The 15,884-nt window shown below is 46.1% G+C and carries 12 protein-coding genes; 9 read left to right on the top strand and 3 right to left on the bottom strand.

Annotation, left to right across the window (positions count from 1 at the left end):
• Positions 1 to 155: 155 nt before the first annotated feature.
• Complete coding sequence (hmpA, locus tag ACQCV8_RS14400; protein WP_426845479.1) at positions 156 to 1,349, bottom strand: NO-inducible flavohemoprotein; 1,194 nt, start codon at positions 1,347 to 1,349, stop codon at positions 156 to 158.
• Between the two features lie 252 nt (positions 1,350 to 1,601).
• On the opposite strand from hmpA, the gene ACQCV8_RS14395 reads away from it, so the two are divergent.
• The 3 genes from ACQCV8_RS14395 to ACQCV8_RS14385 are packed head-to-tail and all read left to right on the top strand — an operon-like array spanning position 1,602 to position 4,647.
• Complete coding sequence (locus ACQCV8_RS14395; protein ID WP_426845477.1) at positions 1,602 to 3,482, top strand: FtsX-like permease family protein; 1,881 nt, start codon at positions 1,602 to 1,604, stop codon at positions 3,480 to 3,482.
• Between the two features lie 13 nt (positions 3,483 to 3,495).
• A complete protein-coding gene (locus tag ACQCV8_RS14390) occupies positions 3,496 to 4,257 on the top strand; it encodes an ABC transporter ATP-binding protein (protein ID WP_426845475.1) in 762 nt (253 codons plus the stop codon).
• Between the two features lie 36 nt (positions 4,258 to 4,293).
• Positions 4,294 to 4,647, top strand: coding sequence for a VOC family protein (locus ACQCV8_RS14385; protein ID WP_426845474.1), 354 nt, complete (start codon positions 4,294 to 4,296; stop codon positions 4,645 to 4,647).
• A 108-nt stretch (positions 4,648 to 4,755) separates the two neighbouring features.
• On the opposite strand, the gene ACQCV8_RS14380 is transcribed toward ACQCV8_RS14385, so the two are convergent.
• The gene (locus ACQCV8_RS14380) at positions 4,756 to 5,988 is read right to left on the bottom strand and encodes a glycosyl hydrolase family 28-related protein (RefSeq protein ID WP_426845472.1); all 1,233 of its coding nucleotides are present in this window, start codon (positions 5,986 to 5,988) and stop codon (positions 4,756 to 4,758) included.
• Positions 5,989 to 6,229: 241 nt separating this feature from the next.
• Between ACQCV8_RS14380 and ACQCV8_RS14375 the strand changes: the two genes are divergently transcribed.
• From ACQCV8_RS14375 to ACQCV8_RS14365, 3 genes are read left to right on the top strand one after another with little or no spacing between them, the layout of a single operon-like run.
• The gene (locus ACQCV8_RS14375; RefSeq protein ID WP_426845470.1) at positions 6,230 to 6,781 is read left to right on the top strand and encodes a DICT sensory domain-containing protein; all 552 of its coding nucleotides are present in this window, start codon (positions 6,230 to 6,232) and stop codon (positions 6,779 to 6,781) included.
• Between the two features lie 49 nt (positions 6,782 to 6,830).
• The gene (locus ACQCV8_RS14370) at positions 6,831 to 7,427 is read left to right on the top strand and encodes an ECF transporter S component (RefSeq protein WP_426845468.1); all 597 of its coding nucleotides are present in this window, start codon (positions 6,831 to 6,833) and stop codon (positions 7,425 to 7,427) included.
• Entirely contained in the window at positions 7,424 to 8,611 is a 1,188-nt protein-coding gene (locus tag ACQCV8_RS14365; RefSeq protein WP_426845466.1) for a methyl-accepting chemotaxis protein, read from the top strand. Before ACQCV8_RS14370 ends, ACQCV8_RS14365 begins: the two co-directional genes overlap by 4 nt.
• A 433-nt stretch (positions 8,612 to 9,044) precedes the next feature.
• Here ACQCV8_RS14365 and ACQCV8_RS14360 read toward each other — a convergent pair whose 3' ends face one another.
• On the bottom strand, positions 9,045 to 10,376 hold the full coding sequence (locus ACQCV8_RS14360; RefSeq protein ID WP_426845465.1) for an FAD-dependent oxidoreductase: 1,332 nt from the start codon (positions 10,374 to 10,376) through the stop codon (positions 9,045 to 9,047).
• A 197-nt stretch (positions 10,377 to 10,573) separates the two neighbouring features.
• On the opposite strand from ACQCV8_RS14360, the gene ACQCV8_RS14355 reads away from it, so the two are divergent.
• From ACQCV8_RS14355 to ACQCV8_RS14345, 3 genes are all read left to right on the top strand, one after another.
• Positions 10,574 to 11,248 (top strand): response regulator transcription factor, encoded by a 675-nt coding sequence (locus tag ACQCV8_RS14355; protein ID WP_426845463.1) that lies wholly within the window; start codon positions 10,574 to 10,576, stop codon positions 11,246 to 11,248.
• A complete protein-coding gene (locus tag ACQCV8_RS14350) occupies positions 11,245 to 12,606 on the top strand; it encodes a sensor histidine kinase (RefSeq protein ID WP_426845461.1) in 1,362 nt (453 codons plus the stop codon). The genes ACQCV8_RS14355 and ACQCV8_RS14350 overlap by 4 nt, the downstream gene beginning before the upstream one ends.
• Before the next feature lie 101 nt (positions 12,607 to 12,707).
• The gene (locus tag ACQCV8_RS14345) at positions 12,708 to 15,863 is read left to right on the top strand and encodes an efflux RND transporter permease subunit (RefSeq protein WP_426845459.1); all 3,156 of its coding nucleotides are present in this window, start codon (positions 12,708 to 12,710) and stop codon (positions 15,861 to 15,863) included.
• Positions 15,864 to 15,884 lie beyond the last annotated feature (21 nt).

Here is a 15,884-nt window from a genome sequence, read left to right as displayed (position 1 = left end):
CAAGGCCTGCCGGATCAGGTGCCGGAGCTTTAGTACGGCAGCGAAAGTGGGGCCAGGCACGGTGCCTGGCCCGCACTGTATTAACGCGGTGCGGGTCAGAGACCAGTCCCTGTAAACCTTGCGGCACAACGGCTAGGAGAGATGGTGCCAGAGCTTTAGCTCTCTAGCAGAGTGGGGGACTGGCCCCTCTTAATACTGGCTGCAGGCCCGAAAAATTCATAGTGGATTCGATTATCCGGAATCCCCATCTCATGGAGAGCTGCAATCATTACCTCCATAAAGGGAATCGGACCGCACACATAAAAATCCCCGGCTGTCGTCTCAAGAGTTCTGTGCAGACGTTCGGCGCTGATTCTCCCTTGCCGGTTTTCGTAAAAAATGGCTGCACTGGAATTTGGCATTCTTTGAAGAATCCCGTTAATTTCGTCTTTAAAGGCATGGACTTCTTCGTTTTGCGCGGCATGAATATATTGGACGGGCTTTTCTGGCTGAGTTTCGGCAAGCCGGTGCAGCATACTGAGAAACGGAGTTGTCCCTACCCCACCGCTAATAAAAGTAGCAGGCTGCACCGTCTGTTCGATGAGCACAAAATCACCAGCGGGAGGACTTGCTTCCAGCAGACTTCCAGCATGGATGTGTTCGTGCAAATAGGCAGATACCGTTCCGTTTTCTTCTTTTTTTACTGATATCCGCAAGCAGCCTGTTCCCGGTGCATTGGAAAGACTGTACTGGCGATTATGCCAATATTCTTCTCCCGGCGGCTTTACACGGATGGTTACGTATTGTCCGGGAAGAAAATGAGGAATGGGCCGGTCATCTGCAGGAGCTAAGTAAAAGGAAGTGATGACGCTGCTTTCCTTTACTTTCTTTATGACCCGGAAGGCTTTAAAGCCGCTCCATCCGCCGTTTTGATTCTCCGCACTCGCGTAAAGCTCTTCCTCCGCTTGAATAAATACCCCGGCGATTACTCCATACGCCTCTTCCCAGGCTGAAAGAATCTCATCTGTTGCTTTTTCCTGAAGAATTTCCTTCATCGCTTTCAGCAAATAATCGCCTACTATTGGATAATGTTCTTTCTTAACTCCAAGGCTTCGATGTTTGTGGGCGATTTTTTCAACAGCAGGCAAAATGGCCTCAAGTCTATCGATATTTGCCGCTGCAGCAAGCACAGCCTGGGCCAGGGCGGCCTGCTGCCTTCCTTGCTTTTGATTGGATTGATTAAAAAGATTTAAAAGATCTGGATGGTCGTTAAACATATTCTTGTAGAAGGAAGCCGTAATGTCTAAGCCATGCTGCATCAGTGCAGGGACAGTGGATTTTACAAGCTGCTTCGTTTTTTCGTTCAGCAAAAGGACCCGCTCCTTAATTAAAGAAGTATTTTTTATACATCTTAAAGGTAATGCTTTGCCGGAGTTAAAACAATATCAAGAATACATCTTTAAGTGCTTTGTCATAAAGCTATGACGTTTTTGTGAAAAATCAGTTATTTAGGAAAATTGACCAATTGGTTATTGACAGAATAAAGACAATCCAATAATGTATTAAGTGTACTAATTGTGTTAATACACGTAATTCAAATAAAACCATAAGGAGTGTTTGGTGTGACGTTTCGCAAGCTGGCGCTGAATAACGTGCTCCGCAACTGGAGGACGTATGCCGCCTATTTTTTGAGCAGTGCGTTTTCGGTATTTGTATTCTTTATTTATGCGGTTCTTGCCTTTCATCCAGAGCTGACTGCATCCAGGCTGAGAGATGCTTCCACAGGCATGCATTTTGCAGAATCCATTATCTATGTGTTTACTTTTTTCTTCATCCTATATTCCATGAGTGCGTTTTTGAAAACAAGAAAGAAAGAGTTCGGGCTGCTGATCATGCACGGAATGACAAAGCTTCAGCTCAGAAAGCTCGTCTTTCTTGAAAACATTGTGATCGGAATTCTTTCCACTTTATTTGGAATCGGGGCTGGAATGCTCGCTTCGAAGGGGCTTCTCATGCTCGGGTCATACGTGATTGGCCTCACTCCGGAACTTCCGTATTATTTTCCTCAAAGTGCCATTGTACTGACCCTGTCGGCCTTTACCCTTTTGTTTTTTACAATTTCGCTTTTTACCGCTGCCGTTCTGCGGGGGAATAAGCTGATTGACTTGCTGACCGGAACTGAAAAACCGAGACCTGAACCGAGGGCATCCAGATTTCGGACATGTCTTGCTGTTGTCTTGCTTCTGGGAGGCTATGGAGCGGCAATTGCTGTAAAAGGAGTCATGGTCGTAACGGCGATGATTCCAGTTACGATCGTGGTCGTCATTGGCACGTACTTTCTTTTTACAAAAGCCAGTGTATGGGTTCTGACCAAGGTGAAAAAGAACGAACGCATCTATTTGAACCGAACGAATATCCTGACCTTTTCAGATCTCTCCTACCGGATGAAAGACAACGCACGAATGTTTTTTATTGTCTCCATCGTTTCAACGGTTGCTTTTGCGGCAATCGGATCGCTTGTTGGCTTCCGTGCGCTGATGACAAACTCGGTCATACAGCAGGAGCCTTATACATTTGTCTATCAATCCACTCCATTGGATCAGAAAAAATCAGAGCGGATCAGGGCGATTGAGAATGGGCTGAGCGGGCTGGATTATGAAAAGCTGAGCGTTACCTACAAGCATCTTGAAGATGAAAACCAAGCGTATACGTTCATGAGCCAATCTGATTACAATCGTGCGGCTGCATTATGGAAAGAACCCAGCCTGTCCCTTCAAGGAGGGGAAGCCGCCATTATGCAGGATGATCTTTTATATCCCAGGGGCGTAAGTCAGAAGGAGGAGCCTGGGCCGGTAAAAATCAATGGACTTCCGGGTGAGACGGCCAATCCTCAAGTATTGGATAAGCTTCTTTTTTCAATGGGATTGTTTAAAGGAGACTTAGTCATTTTGCCAGACCGGAAATTTGCACAAATAAAAGCAGATGAAAAATTCTACACGGCGTATCGGACAGAAAAACCTTCTGAATCTCTGGCAGCCGGGAAAAAGCTTGTACAATCTTTTAACCTGGAAGAGGATACAGCCTTTCTTTTTACTTCTTCAGCCGTACAGGTTGACCAAGTGAAACAGTCCATCAATCTATTTTTATTTGTCGGGCTGTTTATCGGTCTGGTGTTTTTCGCTGCAGCCGGAAGCTTCCTTTACTTCCGCCTTTATTCAGATTTTGAAGAAGATGTGAAAAAGTATCAGGCCATCTCGAAGATTGGTCTGACAGGCAAAGAAATGAAACGAATTGTCACTGTCCAGATCTCGCTGCTGTTTTTTGTCCCGGTTGGAGTAGCGGCCTTGCATGGATTTGTAGCGCTGATTGCCCTTGGCAATATGTTCGGTACGAGTATTTGGACAGAGATTGCGATGGTGCTTGGAAGCTTCATGCTGATCCAGCTTGTTTATTTCCTCATCATCCGCTTCGGTTATGTAAATAAAGTAAGGCATGCTATTTAAAGGAGGAGCTATTATGCTGGAAGTGAAAAATGTCTCAAAACTATATGAAGGGAAGGTTTCCTATCGGGCACTTTCCAAAATTGATCTGACTGTTCAGAACGGAGAATTTGTCGGGGTCATGGGTCCATCGGGAAGCGGAAAAACAACGCTTTTGAATATGGTGTCCACAATCGATGCTCCGACATCCGGGGAAATCCTGATTGACGGGGCAAATCCGAATCAATTGTCCTCAAAGAAGCTCGCGCTGTTCCGCAGAAGAGAGCTCGGTTTTATTTTTCAGCACTTTAACCTGCTCCCGACACTGACGGTTAAAGAAAATATCGTGTTAAGCCTTACGCTTGATGGAATTCCTGTTAAAGAAATGAACCAAAAAGCAGAAAGGATCGCCGAAAAACTTGGAATCGCATCGATTCTTGATAAACGAACCTATGAGATTTCCGGCGGGCAGGCCCAGAGAACAGCGATTGCGAGGGCTGTCATCTATCAGCCCAAGCTGATTCTTGCGGATGAACCTACTGGAAACCTGGATTCGAAATCAGCTAAAGATGTCCTTGGAATTATGGAAGCCATTCATAAAGAAGCGAATGCCACTATGATGATGGTTACCCACGATGCTTCAGCCGCCAGCTATTGCGACCGCGTTGTTTTTATTAAAGACGGCAAGCTGCACAACGAAATAAAGAAAGGTGAAAGCAAGGAACAATTCTATAAAAAGATTATGAAGGTTCTTGGACAGCTGGAAGCAGGGGCTGCAGATTCTGTGGTGAATGATTAGATGATGCCTTATAAAAGGCAATAAGGGGGAACCATTATGGGGAGAGTCATCGGTTTTGAATTGAACAGTCAGGAGCCTGAGGTCACGGCTTCATTCTATGAACGGATGTTTGGCTGGAAAGTCGGGAAGGCGAAGTGGGATTACCGTGCTGTCACGACCGGCAGTGGCAACAGCACGGGCATCGACGGGGGAATTGCTAAAGGTCCGGCAGAATTTCCGAACGGCATCCGTCTTCAGATTGAGGTAGAGTCAATCGATCAAACCATCGGGCAAGCGGTGAAACATGGAGCGGCAATCGTCAGGGATAGAATGGAGTTTGATGGGTTTTATCTGGCGTATCTGGAGGATCCGACGGGTTTAGGAATCGGGCTGATAGAAAACAAAAAATAACCTGGCGGAAAGCAAAAGTATTGCCCGGCTTAGACACAGAAGGAGTCAATGGGGTCTGGAGGGAACTTAGCAGGATTTGAGGACAGGCACACGGGGCCTGTCCTCTTCTCAGCTTTCTCTCAGTGTTTCCTTCAAAGCCTTATTCTGATAGTCTGCTACATTAATCGGATGGTTGTTCAGCACTTCGATTCCTTTAATCTTTTTCTCTGCGAAGATCCCATACCGGCCATTTGCCAGAGTATTGTTTGAAACGGTGATATTGGCGCCGGTTCTTGGCTTGTCAGATGTAATCGATACCACAGACGAGTCCCTGTAATTTGCCCGGTGACCGTTCTGGATATAGTTTGCGTCTATTTTTACGTGGCTTGCGTTGGCCACATCAATGATTCTTCCATAGTCCCCTGAGCCGCTGATTGAGTTTTGCTGAATTACCGTATGATCAGCGTATACCGATATCGCCGCCCACATGTCGTATTTGTGAGGGTCATAATAGGTTGTATAGTGATTGTTTTTCCGAAAACTGTTGTAGATGATGTTTTTCTTGATTACCGCTCCGGGGGACTGGATTTTGATTGCCCGCTTATGAACATTCGTAAAGGTGTTGCCTGAAATTATCAAGCCTACCCGTTCTTTAAAGCCTTGAACAACAATTCCGTCTCCATCATCCTTTGGTCCGATGCTTGTTATGGTTGAGTTGGAGATGGTGATGTTCCGGGCAGGAGGCTGATCGTCTGAGCCGGGGCTGATCAATACTCCGCGGGCTACTTTATGGTTCCAGCCTTTAATCGGATTTCTGGCAGCCGCGTTGGAGATCCGGCTTTGATCAAGCGTGATATCGCTGGTGCCGCCTTCCACCCGGAAAGCACTGACCGTCTGCTGTGATAATTCAGGGCCGTTCGGCTGGTTGAAATTTTTGAGAATACTTTTAGAAACGTGAACGCGGGAAGAGCCGGGCTCGACCGTGATCCCTCTAAGCGATTTTTCTTTTCCATCAATCGTTAAATCATGTATGTGCACGCTGCTGCCTTTAACCCGCATGACCGATTCCATGCCGGATGAAGGGAAAATGCCGGCATGGTCGCCGTATACTTCTGTATGGGAAGAGACCAATAAATCCTTGCTTACTTTATAGGTTCCTTTCGGAAAATAAACCCTTTTATGCGCTCCGTCTTTTAAAGCTTCCTGAATGGGTTTCGTATCATCCTTCTTCCCGTCGCCTGCAGCACCATACTCTTTTACATTGAGGATATACGTTTTCTTTTCATCATCTTTTTGCATAACAAGTACAATCAGCGTCAGGATCGCAGCAGATATAATAATCAGCCCTGCTTTCTTCTTCAAAACGAACCCTCCTTGCGGTTTGCTCATCCCCAGTTTACCTCATTCCCCAGTGCGGCGAATCCAAACTAAGTCATAGGATGGGGGAGGACCATGCACATATTTTGGGAGTTCGACAAAAAGTACCAGGTTAAAATATCTATAATTTTTGAATTTTGTAGTTAGACAGCTATGATTTACTAGTTTATAATTCTAATGGAGTAGATAAAATGTACTATAAATTAGATTGAAGGAGTGATTTGTTATGGAACTGAAGAAATTATCCCTATTTAACGAGTGTTTTGGAGCTGTCGACGGTGAAGTGGAAAAACTGGAAAATGCGCCGCTTTCAAGAATGAATGCATCATCTTTTAAGTATGAAACAAGCGTCCCTCAGCTGGAGTATATGTGTCTGATGATGGAGAATATGGTGCTGACGAAGAAGCTCAAAGGAAATGTGTACGCTGGATTTCAAAAGTTTTCCCGCACTAAAAATGTACTTGACCGGTTTCAGGCGATGACAGAGTTTGCCAATGTCCATATTTTTGGGGAAGAGGATGTCAAAATGGATTCTTCTGACGGCATCAGCTATATCGCCCTTCCTCCAAACAGCGAACTGATGAGAGAATGGTTTTTAATCATTGATTCCCCTATGTTCAAGTCCATGATGACAGCCTATGATATGGAAGGCTTCGGAGTTCATGAAGTAGAAGAAAGCCGTAAATTCAAGGGCATTAAAACATCCAGCCCGGCTGTTGTTAAACAGGCTGTCGGACTTCTTGCCCCTCATATTAAAACGCCGTTGGAAACTCGATAACCGGCAGCTGAAAAGCTGCCTTTCTTTTGAATCAGAGAGGTGTGTGAACGTGTCTAAATTACAAAAAATGACCTCAATTTCCATTATGGCATCGTGCAGCCTGGTGCTCTATTATTTTAAATTTCCTCTCCCGATTTTCCCAGCCTTTCTAACCTTGGATTTGAGTGATATTCCAGCTTTAATAAGCGCCATTACTCTTGGACCGGCAGCGGGGATTCTTGTCCAGTTCATAAAAAACATACTGGAGTATGTGCTTCATGGCAGCTACGTCGGGTTCCCGGTCGGACAAACGGCCAACTTTCTTTCCGGTTCATTAATGGTTGGCCTGATCGGTTTTTTCTATCATGCAAAAAAAACCATCACCTGGAAAAGCATAACGCTCTCTATCGTCCTGTTTTTAACCGCTATGTACGCTCTCAACTATTTCTTCATTTTGCCGGCGATTATGAATCTCCTTGGGTTGAGTGCTGAGCAATATACGGCTTCATTCACTCCATTTAACCCGCTCGTCCAAAATATGGAGACAGCTGTTCTTTTCATTATTGTGCCATTTAATTTAGTGAAAATTACACTCGTGTATTCAATTGGAATTCCTTTTGCGGTAAAACTTCAGGGAATTTTGCATAAAAGGAGACTTGTTTTATGAAGAAGGATATATGGAGTATAGCCGGGGTCATCATCCTGGCAGCTGCCGTTTCGCTATACAATTATTATGTGCCTTCTTTAATTGCGGCTCTTGGAGGGACGATTGCGGCAGCCGGTATTCTGGCGGCTGTGTATAAAAAATTGTCCCAATCTGCTGAGGTTCAGATTGAAGCTGCTGAGACCCCATCGGATTCGGGCCTCCAAGCTTCCCTTGAAGAGCTTCGTCATCTGGAGGCGCATGGCGGTCATCTCCAGCTGATGAACACACAGGTCAGTTCGTCCTCAGAGCAGGTCGGAGGCCAGCTGATCGAAATGTCAGAAGATATTGGACAGCAGAAGGAAATCATACATTCCTTTGGAGACCGTTTAGGGAAAATTAATGGAATGATTCAAAATCTGGATTCCCTTATCGAAGTAACCTCCAAATCCGCGGCAGACGTAACAGAGTTATCGAACAGCGGGAAGCAGAAAACAGAAGCTTTCAATCTGGTTTTTAATAAAATTATTGAAATCACAAACGAGTTTGGGACTTATAACGAAGAGCTTGCTGTAAAAATGAAGGAAGTGACAAAGGCCCTTGGCGCCATTGACTACATTTCCACCCAGACCAATCTGCTTTCTTTAAATGCTGCGATTGAAGCGGCGCGTGCAGGGCAGCACGGTGCAGGTTTTGGAATCGTTGCCGATGAAATCCGCAAGCTCTCGGCACAGGTAAAGGAAAGTGCCGTCGCGATTGAATCGATTGTGGAGGAAGTTCATGAGAGCATAATGGTTCAGGAAACATCCTTTGATTTGAATAAAGAGGTGCTTGAGGAAGGCAAACTCAAGGGGGCAGAGATGAATGAAATTTTTCAGGAAGTTCTTTCTGCCATACATGTTATTGCTGAGCAGTCGCACGAAGTGAAAAAAGACTCCAACGAAGTAGGTGCGGAAAATCAGCAGCTTATTGACCGTATGAATGAGATATTGAATCTCACCGAAAACCTGAGCCTGCGAACAGAAGGTTCAGCTGAACTCACCATGGAGCAGCAATCCAATCTGATGGAATTGGAAATGACCGCATCCTCCATCCAGCAGCACATCCAAACCATCCAGCAGCATCTGGAGAAAAGGGCAGGCGTGGAAGGGGAAGTTGCCTGGATAAGGCCGGCGGACCTGGTGAAGCGAACCCAGATCGCAAACTAATTCAGCAGAATCAGCCAAGTAGAAGGGAAGGCGGCCGGGCTGTTACAGACAGAGGCTTTGCCGCCTCCTGCCGGCGAACAGTAAAAAAGTGCTCTGAGCCATTGCTCTGAGCACTTTTTGCTTTGAATGATCGAACAGCATCCAGGTCAGGCCTCCCGGAATAAGGAAAGGGAGGTTCGCTTTGATGGATAGCAGACCTTTTCCAGCTCCTGGTGGAGGGAAGCACAGCCTTTACCTCCGACCCTCACTCTGCTAAAGCACTAAACCTCCGTCCCCGATTATGTCTACTATTCAAGCTCTGTCCCCTAAGCATCGGAAGTATTGGGAGAGTAAGGATAAGGAGCAGGTCCCTCCTGCCCCCGGTCCTTTACCGTAGCGGGGGACGGAGGCGTAAGCGAAACCGATTATAAAGCAGGAACCGCCTCCTTAAAATTTACCCAATCGCCTGCAGCCCGGCCTGGTTCAGGAAATTCCAAGGCTTGTTATAGTGAGGCTGGAAGAAAAAGTCGACAAAGCCGAGTTCATCAATGGTCATCTCGTTTTGGATACAGACGGAGAGCGTATTGACCGCCTGGGTGACATCCGCCTCCGACATCACTTGAGCGCCGACGATGCGGTTTGTCCCTTCTTCGTACACAACCTTCAGCATAATCTCTTTGTATTCAGGCATGAATTCCGGCTTATCATTTTCTTTAATTGTGATGGATCTCACATTCATATCTAAATGAGAAGCCGCTGCCTCTGTTACACCGGTAGAGGCAATGTTCAGATCGTAAATTTTTATGCCTGACGTTCCCTGGGTCCCCATATAGCGGACCGTTGGTTTCATAATGTTCTTCGCAACAAGCGTCCCCATGCGGACGGCGTTTGTGGCAAGCGGAATATACGCAGGCTGCTTCGTCGGATTATAACGGATAGCACAGCTGTCGCCTGCGGCAAAAATGCTGGGATCGCTCGTTCTCATGTATTCATCCACGATAATGGCGCCGTTTGGAAGCATATCCACTTCGCCTTTTAAAAGTCCGGTATTCGGTTTAAACCCGATGCAGAGAATGACAAGGTCCGCTTCATATTCTCCCGCTGACGTAATGACCTTGGATACGCGGCCTTCCATTCCTTCAAAACGCTGGACGGTTTGGCTAAGGGCAAGGTTTATTCCCTTAGATACGAGCTTCTCTTCAATAAGATCTGTATATTCAGGATCCAGATATTTGTTTAATATACGATCTTCTCCATCAATGAGCGTAACCTGTTTTCCGGCTTGTTCGAATGCTTCTACAAGCTCAATGCCGATGTACCCTGCTCCAACAACGGTAATGTTCTTTGCATCCTTTGCTTTTTCAATAATGGTTCTGGCGTGTGAATAATTTTTGCACAGCTGGATGTTTTCCAGACGAATTCCCTCAAGCGGAGGAATAATAGGCCATGATCCGGTTGTCACAACAAGCTTATCGTAAACATCCTTCCTTGATTCGCCTGTCTCCATATTCGTTACGGTAATTTCCTTGTTCGTCCGGTTTATATTTGTAACCTCATGTTTTAATTTCATTTGAATTCCCTGCGATGCCAGCTGTTCAGGAGAAGAGTAGAATAAACTTTCCGCTTTTTCTACAACCCCGCCCACATAAAGGGCAATTCCGCAGGAAAGGAAGGAGACATTATCATTTTTCTCATAAACCGTGATTTCTGCTTCCGGGTATTGCTTTTTCATATTCGAAACCGCTGCAGTACCAGCATGAGTGCACCCAATGACAATAACTTTCATAAAAGAAAACCTCCTAAAGTGTATGTTGTGAAGTTTTTCACAAGTATATGTGAAGAGTTTCACATGTCTTACTTACAGTATACTCCTTCAGACAAAAAATGCAACACCATGTGAAGAGTTTCACATAATAGACATATTGTTTAATTTTTTATGTTAAGGCATCATAAAAAGTAGAACAGCACAGGAGGAAGGAACCGATGATCCGCATTTTAGCAGCAGATGATGATGCTCATATTCTAAAACTAATCACCGTGTATTTAAAAAACGAAGGCTTTGTTGTTTTGCCTGCGAGAGATGGGGCTGAAGCCCTTCAGCTTCTGGAAAAAGAAAAGGCGGATTTGGCCATTATCGATTTAATGATGCCGAAAATGGATGGGTATGAGCTGTGCCGCGAAATCCGCACCTATTATGATATGCCGATTTTGATGCTTACTGCCAAGGGGGAGCCGGAGGATAAAATTAAAGGCTTTCAGCTCGGTACAGATGATTACGTTGTTAAACCCTTTGATCCAATCGAGCTCGTGCTGAGGGTAAGGGCACTATTGAGGCGGGCAGCCATTCAATCCTCACACAAACTTGAAGCAGCAGATATCACGATGGATGCTTTAAGTAAGGAAGTTTGGATGGATGGGCGCAAAATGATGCTCCCTTTAAAAGAATTTGAAATTCTTTTTAAAATGGCGAGCTATCCGAATCGGATTTTTACCCGGGGAGAGATGATCGAACAATTCTGGGGAGCTGATTATGAGGGGGATGATCGGACCGTGGATGTTCATGTGAAAAGGGTCCGGGATCGGCTTCGTGAAGCGGGTTCCTCAGTGAAAATAGCAACAGTTAGAGGACTCGGCTACAGGCTGGAGGCTTGGGAATGATTAAAAAGCTGTATTGGCAAATCGTTTTAACCTTTATAGGATCCATTTTATTAAGCCTTGTTCTGGCGTTTGCCATAGCCGATCACCTTTATTTGCAAAACAGGGTGGATCAGCTTAACGGACAGGTTACTTCTCTGGCTAAGGAAGTCGCCGGTGCTTATGAAGACGGGGACACCAGCCAGGGGAAACAATCCCTCGATTTGCTCGCCAAGCTGGATGTGAAATCTGTGATTTACAGGAAGGACGGGAGCGTAGAATACAGCAGTTCGTCATGGAGACCGGAAGAAAAAGCGGTAAAAAAAGTGTTAAACGGGGGCGTTTACAAAAGTGACTCGAACAGGCGGCCGGCTCCGCCTTCTCCGCTCGTATATAATGGCTATCCGATTTGGATGGGCGAGGAGCGCTTTGCCCTCTTTATTTCTCCCAATTTGGTTACGCTTCTTAGTGACTTTAGAAGGGTGCTCAGCATTATTCTTATCTCGATCCTAGCCATCGGGAGTATGCTGTTTTTAATCACCAGCCGCTTCATCACAAAACCGATCCAGCAGCTAACAGCCGCCTCAAACGAACTTTCCAGAGGGAACTTTGCTATTCAGCTCGGTTCAAGAAGAAAGGATGAACTCGGCAATCTTACGGCAAGCTTTAATCAGATGACCCGGGAGCTTGGAAAGCTTGATTCCATGAGAAAGCAGTTTGTAGCAGATGTATCGCATGAAATACAGTCCCCTCTGACATCAATCCGCGGCTTTGCACAAGCCCTGAAAGATGGCGTCATAGAGAATGAGCAGGAGCAGAAAGAATATCTTACTATTATTGAAACGGAAAGCAGGAGGCTGTCGGAATTAAGCCAAAACCTGCTGAAGCTCGCAGCATTGGAAAGCGAGCATCCGCCTTTTGAACCAGAGAAGATCCAGCTGGATGAACACATCCGGAGAACGGCCGCATCCCTTGAGCCGCAATGGAAGGCGAAGCAGCAGAACGTAGATTTGAGGCTTAATCCGGTGGCGATTTCAGGAGATTCCCGGCAGCTGAATCAAGTATGGATGAATTTGCTGACAAATGCGATTCGGTATACTGACGAAAGGGGAACTATCTGTGTCACTGCTGAATCAGGTGAAAAGCAGGCCATAATCCGGATTTCGGACAATGGAGCGGGTATTTCCAAAGAGCATCAGGAAAAAATATTCCGCCGCTTTTACAAAGCTGATCCAGCGCGGACCCGTGAAAATGGTGGCAGCGGACTCGGGCTATCGATTGTCAAGCGGATTGTGGAGCTGCATGATGGCGGCATTCAAATTGAAAGTGAGCCTGGAGAAGGGACGCTGGTTACAGTAAGATTGCCGAAGGATAAGAATTAATCACTGAAGGCTGCAGCTGATAAAAAGGATCACAAGTTCATATCCAGTTCATATTTCCGGACTATATTGAAGATGTTCCCAAATATAGAGGAGGAAAGAACATGAACTTGAACCGGTTTACAAAATTCAGTCTAAAAAATGCAATTGCCGTCCTGATCCTAACCGTGCTTGTACTGGCAAGCGGCTTGGCGGCAACTCAAAGCATAAAAACAGAAACGTACCCTGATGTCACGTTCCCGGTCATATCAGTACAGGCCGTTTACCCAAACGCTTCGACTGAGGAGGTTGAGGAATCCGTAACGAAGCCGATTGAGGAAAAGCTTCTCAACGTAAAAGGCTATGAATCGGTTTCGAGTGAAAGCTCTGAAAATGCAGCTGTCTTCCAAATCATGTACGAATACGGGAAAGACCTGGATGAAGCAAAAGCAGAAATAGAGGAAGCAATCGGACAGGCCAGCCTTCCTGAAAAGGCCAATGAACCAGAAGTCCGAACGCTTTCAATCGATATGCAGCCAATCTATAAAGCCGCCTTCTCAGGGAATGACCTGAGGGAAATGCAAGCCTATATAGAGGACACAGTCGTTCCAGAATTGGAGGAGAAAGAGGGAGTCCAGCAGGTGACGCTGACCGGTGTGGAGACTGACTCCTTAAAGATTGAAGTGGACGAAGAAAAAGCGGCCGAGAAAGGTATCAGCCTTGCAGACGTACAGTCTGCAGTGGAAAATCAGCAATACAAAATACCCGCAGGGACCCTTACAGAGGATGGAGAAAAAACACCGCTGCAGGTCGAAGGCAGCATCGGGGATTTGGAGGAGCTGAAAAATATTGAAGTGAAAAGCAGCGCCTCCCTCAGCCGGCAAGCTCAGCCCCCTCAGCAAGCTCCTGCTCAAGGTACGGAAACCGGCCAAGCCCGGCAGCAGAGCCAAGGTTCAGAACAGGCCCAGGGTGAGTCAGCCCCTGTTCTTTTATCGGACATAGCGGACATTACCACGGTAAAAAATAAATCAAATATAGCCCGTTATAACGGTAAAGACAGTATTATTCTGCAGGTAACAAAGACGCAGGAAGGCAATACCGCGGAAACCGCAAAGCTTGTAAGAGAAACGGCAGAAAAAGCCGCAGCCGATCAGGACTACACCCTTCATACCGTAGCCGATCAAGGTGCGGAGGTGGAAGAATCAATCGAGTCCCTTCTAAAGGAAGGCGGATACGGAGCGCTGTTTACGGTTCTCATCATTCTGCTGTTCCTCCGTAATTTCAGGGCAACCATTATAGCGGTTGTATCATTGCCGGTCTCCATTCTCGGTACAATTCTTTTGCTCAATCAATTCGACTACACCTTGAACATCATGACGCTTGGAGGAATGGCGGTTGCCATCGGACGGATTGTAGATGACAGTATCGTTGTCATCGAAAATATATACCGATGGAAACAAAAGCATCCGGATATGCCTCAGAAGCCTCTCGTTTTCAAGGCCGTTAAAGAAGTAATGGGACCAATCGCTTCCTCTACAATAGCAACCTTGATTGTTTTTCTGCCGCTCGCTTTTGTCGGCGGAATTCTGGGAGAGTTTTTCCGGCCGTTTAGTCTGGCCGTCGTATTTTCCATCTCCATTTCTCTTATTGTCGCCATCATGCTTATTCCGGTTCTCGGAAGCGGGCTGTTTAAAAAAGTGAAGCCATTAGAGCATAAAGCGAAGTGGGCCGGAGCATATGAGAAATTTCTTCGTGGTGCGCTAAAGCGGAAAGTGCTTGTATTTGCGGCGTCTATTGTGCTTCTAATTGGTTCATTCGCAGCGATCCCTGTAATCGGGCTTTCCTTTATCCCGACCGGTCAGGCAACATCGCTAGAGGTGAAAGTGGAATTGCCAGAGAGTGCAACCCTTGAGCAAACGAATGAAACAGCAAAGAAAATCGAAGAGGATTTAAACGATGAAAAGGATATCGCCTACAGCCAGGCATCAATCGGATTCTCGGAAATACGTTCCTTTGAAGATGCTGGAAAAGGAAGCTCCGAAAACACAGCGGTCTTTTTCATTGAATTAAAAGAAGGAACAGATATGAACCAGGCTCTTGAAAAATATGAAAATAAAATCAGCAGCCTGGCAAAAGAAGATGCTAAAGAAGCAATCGTTACCGCTGCAGAAGTCCAGGAAGATGGACCGCCATCCGGCAACAGTGTTGAGGTCAGCCTTTACGGTAATCATCTCGAAAGCCTCCGCAGCGCATCCGGACAAGTGGAAGACTTGCTTGCAGAAGACGGACGTTTAAAAACCATTCAAAATGATATGGAAGAAACCCAGACAAAATATAGTTTCGCCTTGAGTGAAGAGGGCAGGAATCTGAACATCCAGCCAACCCAAATCTCACAGCCAATCAGTGAGCGCGTTAATGGCATCAAGGATGGCACGGTGACCATCAATGAAGAAGAATGGGATTTAGAACTGGCCTTTGACGAAACTCCCGCTTCAAAAGAAGACATACAGAGCTTGACGATCCAGACACAGGAAGGAGAAAAAGAACTGGGGGTATTAATGGAGATCACTGAGGCTGAAGTGCCAGTTTCGATCCGTCATGAAGATGGACGTACCCAGGCCATGGTTTCCGGTATCATCAAAACAGGAGACACTGCCCGGGTCACAGAGGACCTTCAGCAGGATCTTCAATCTCTGAAGCTCCCCGACAATGTAGATTTAGAGGTAGGCGGCGGACAGGAAATGATTTCTGAAGGGCTTGAAGACCTCGGACTTGCGATGCTTGCAGCAGTTGTCCTCGTCTTTCTGGTGCTTGGGATAACATTCGGAGGAATACTCACTCCGCTAGTCATTCTGTCATCCCTAATTTTTATTCCGGTGGGGTCACTTACAGCACTGCTCATTACCGGAGAAACGTTATCCATGCCGGCAATGATTGGTATGCTGATGCTCATTGGAATTGTTGTGACAAACGCCGTGGTGCTGCTCGACAGGGCGGAAAGCAACAGGAAAGACGGAATGGGGCTGACTGATTCCATTATAGAAGCTTCTGTAACCCGTCTTCGCCCGATTCTAATGACTGCACTTGCAACGATATTTGCGCTCGTGCCCCTTTCCTTATCTGATTCTGCATCAGGAGTCATCTCGAAAGGACTCGCTATTGCGGTCATCGGAGGATTGACAACATCCACTCTCCTGACGCTTGTCTTTATTCCCGCCCTTTACAATGCGGTTGGAAAATGGAGAACCATTTCTGCTGAGGATGAACTTGAAGACAGATAACATTTCATTTAACTCTTGATC

This window comes from Metabacillus sp. 84 (assembly GCF_050107715.1).
GTDB lineage: Bacteria > Bacillota > Bacilli > Bacillales > Bacillaceae > Metabacillus_B.
Note: the sequence above shows the minus strand (reverse complement) of the source record. Positions and strands in the feature narration are given on the sequence as shown.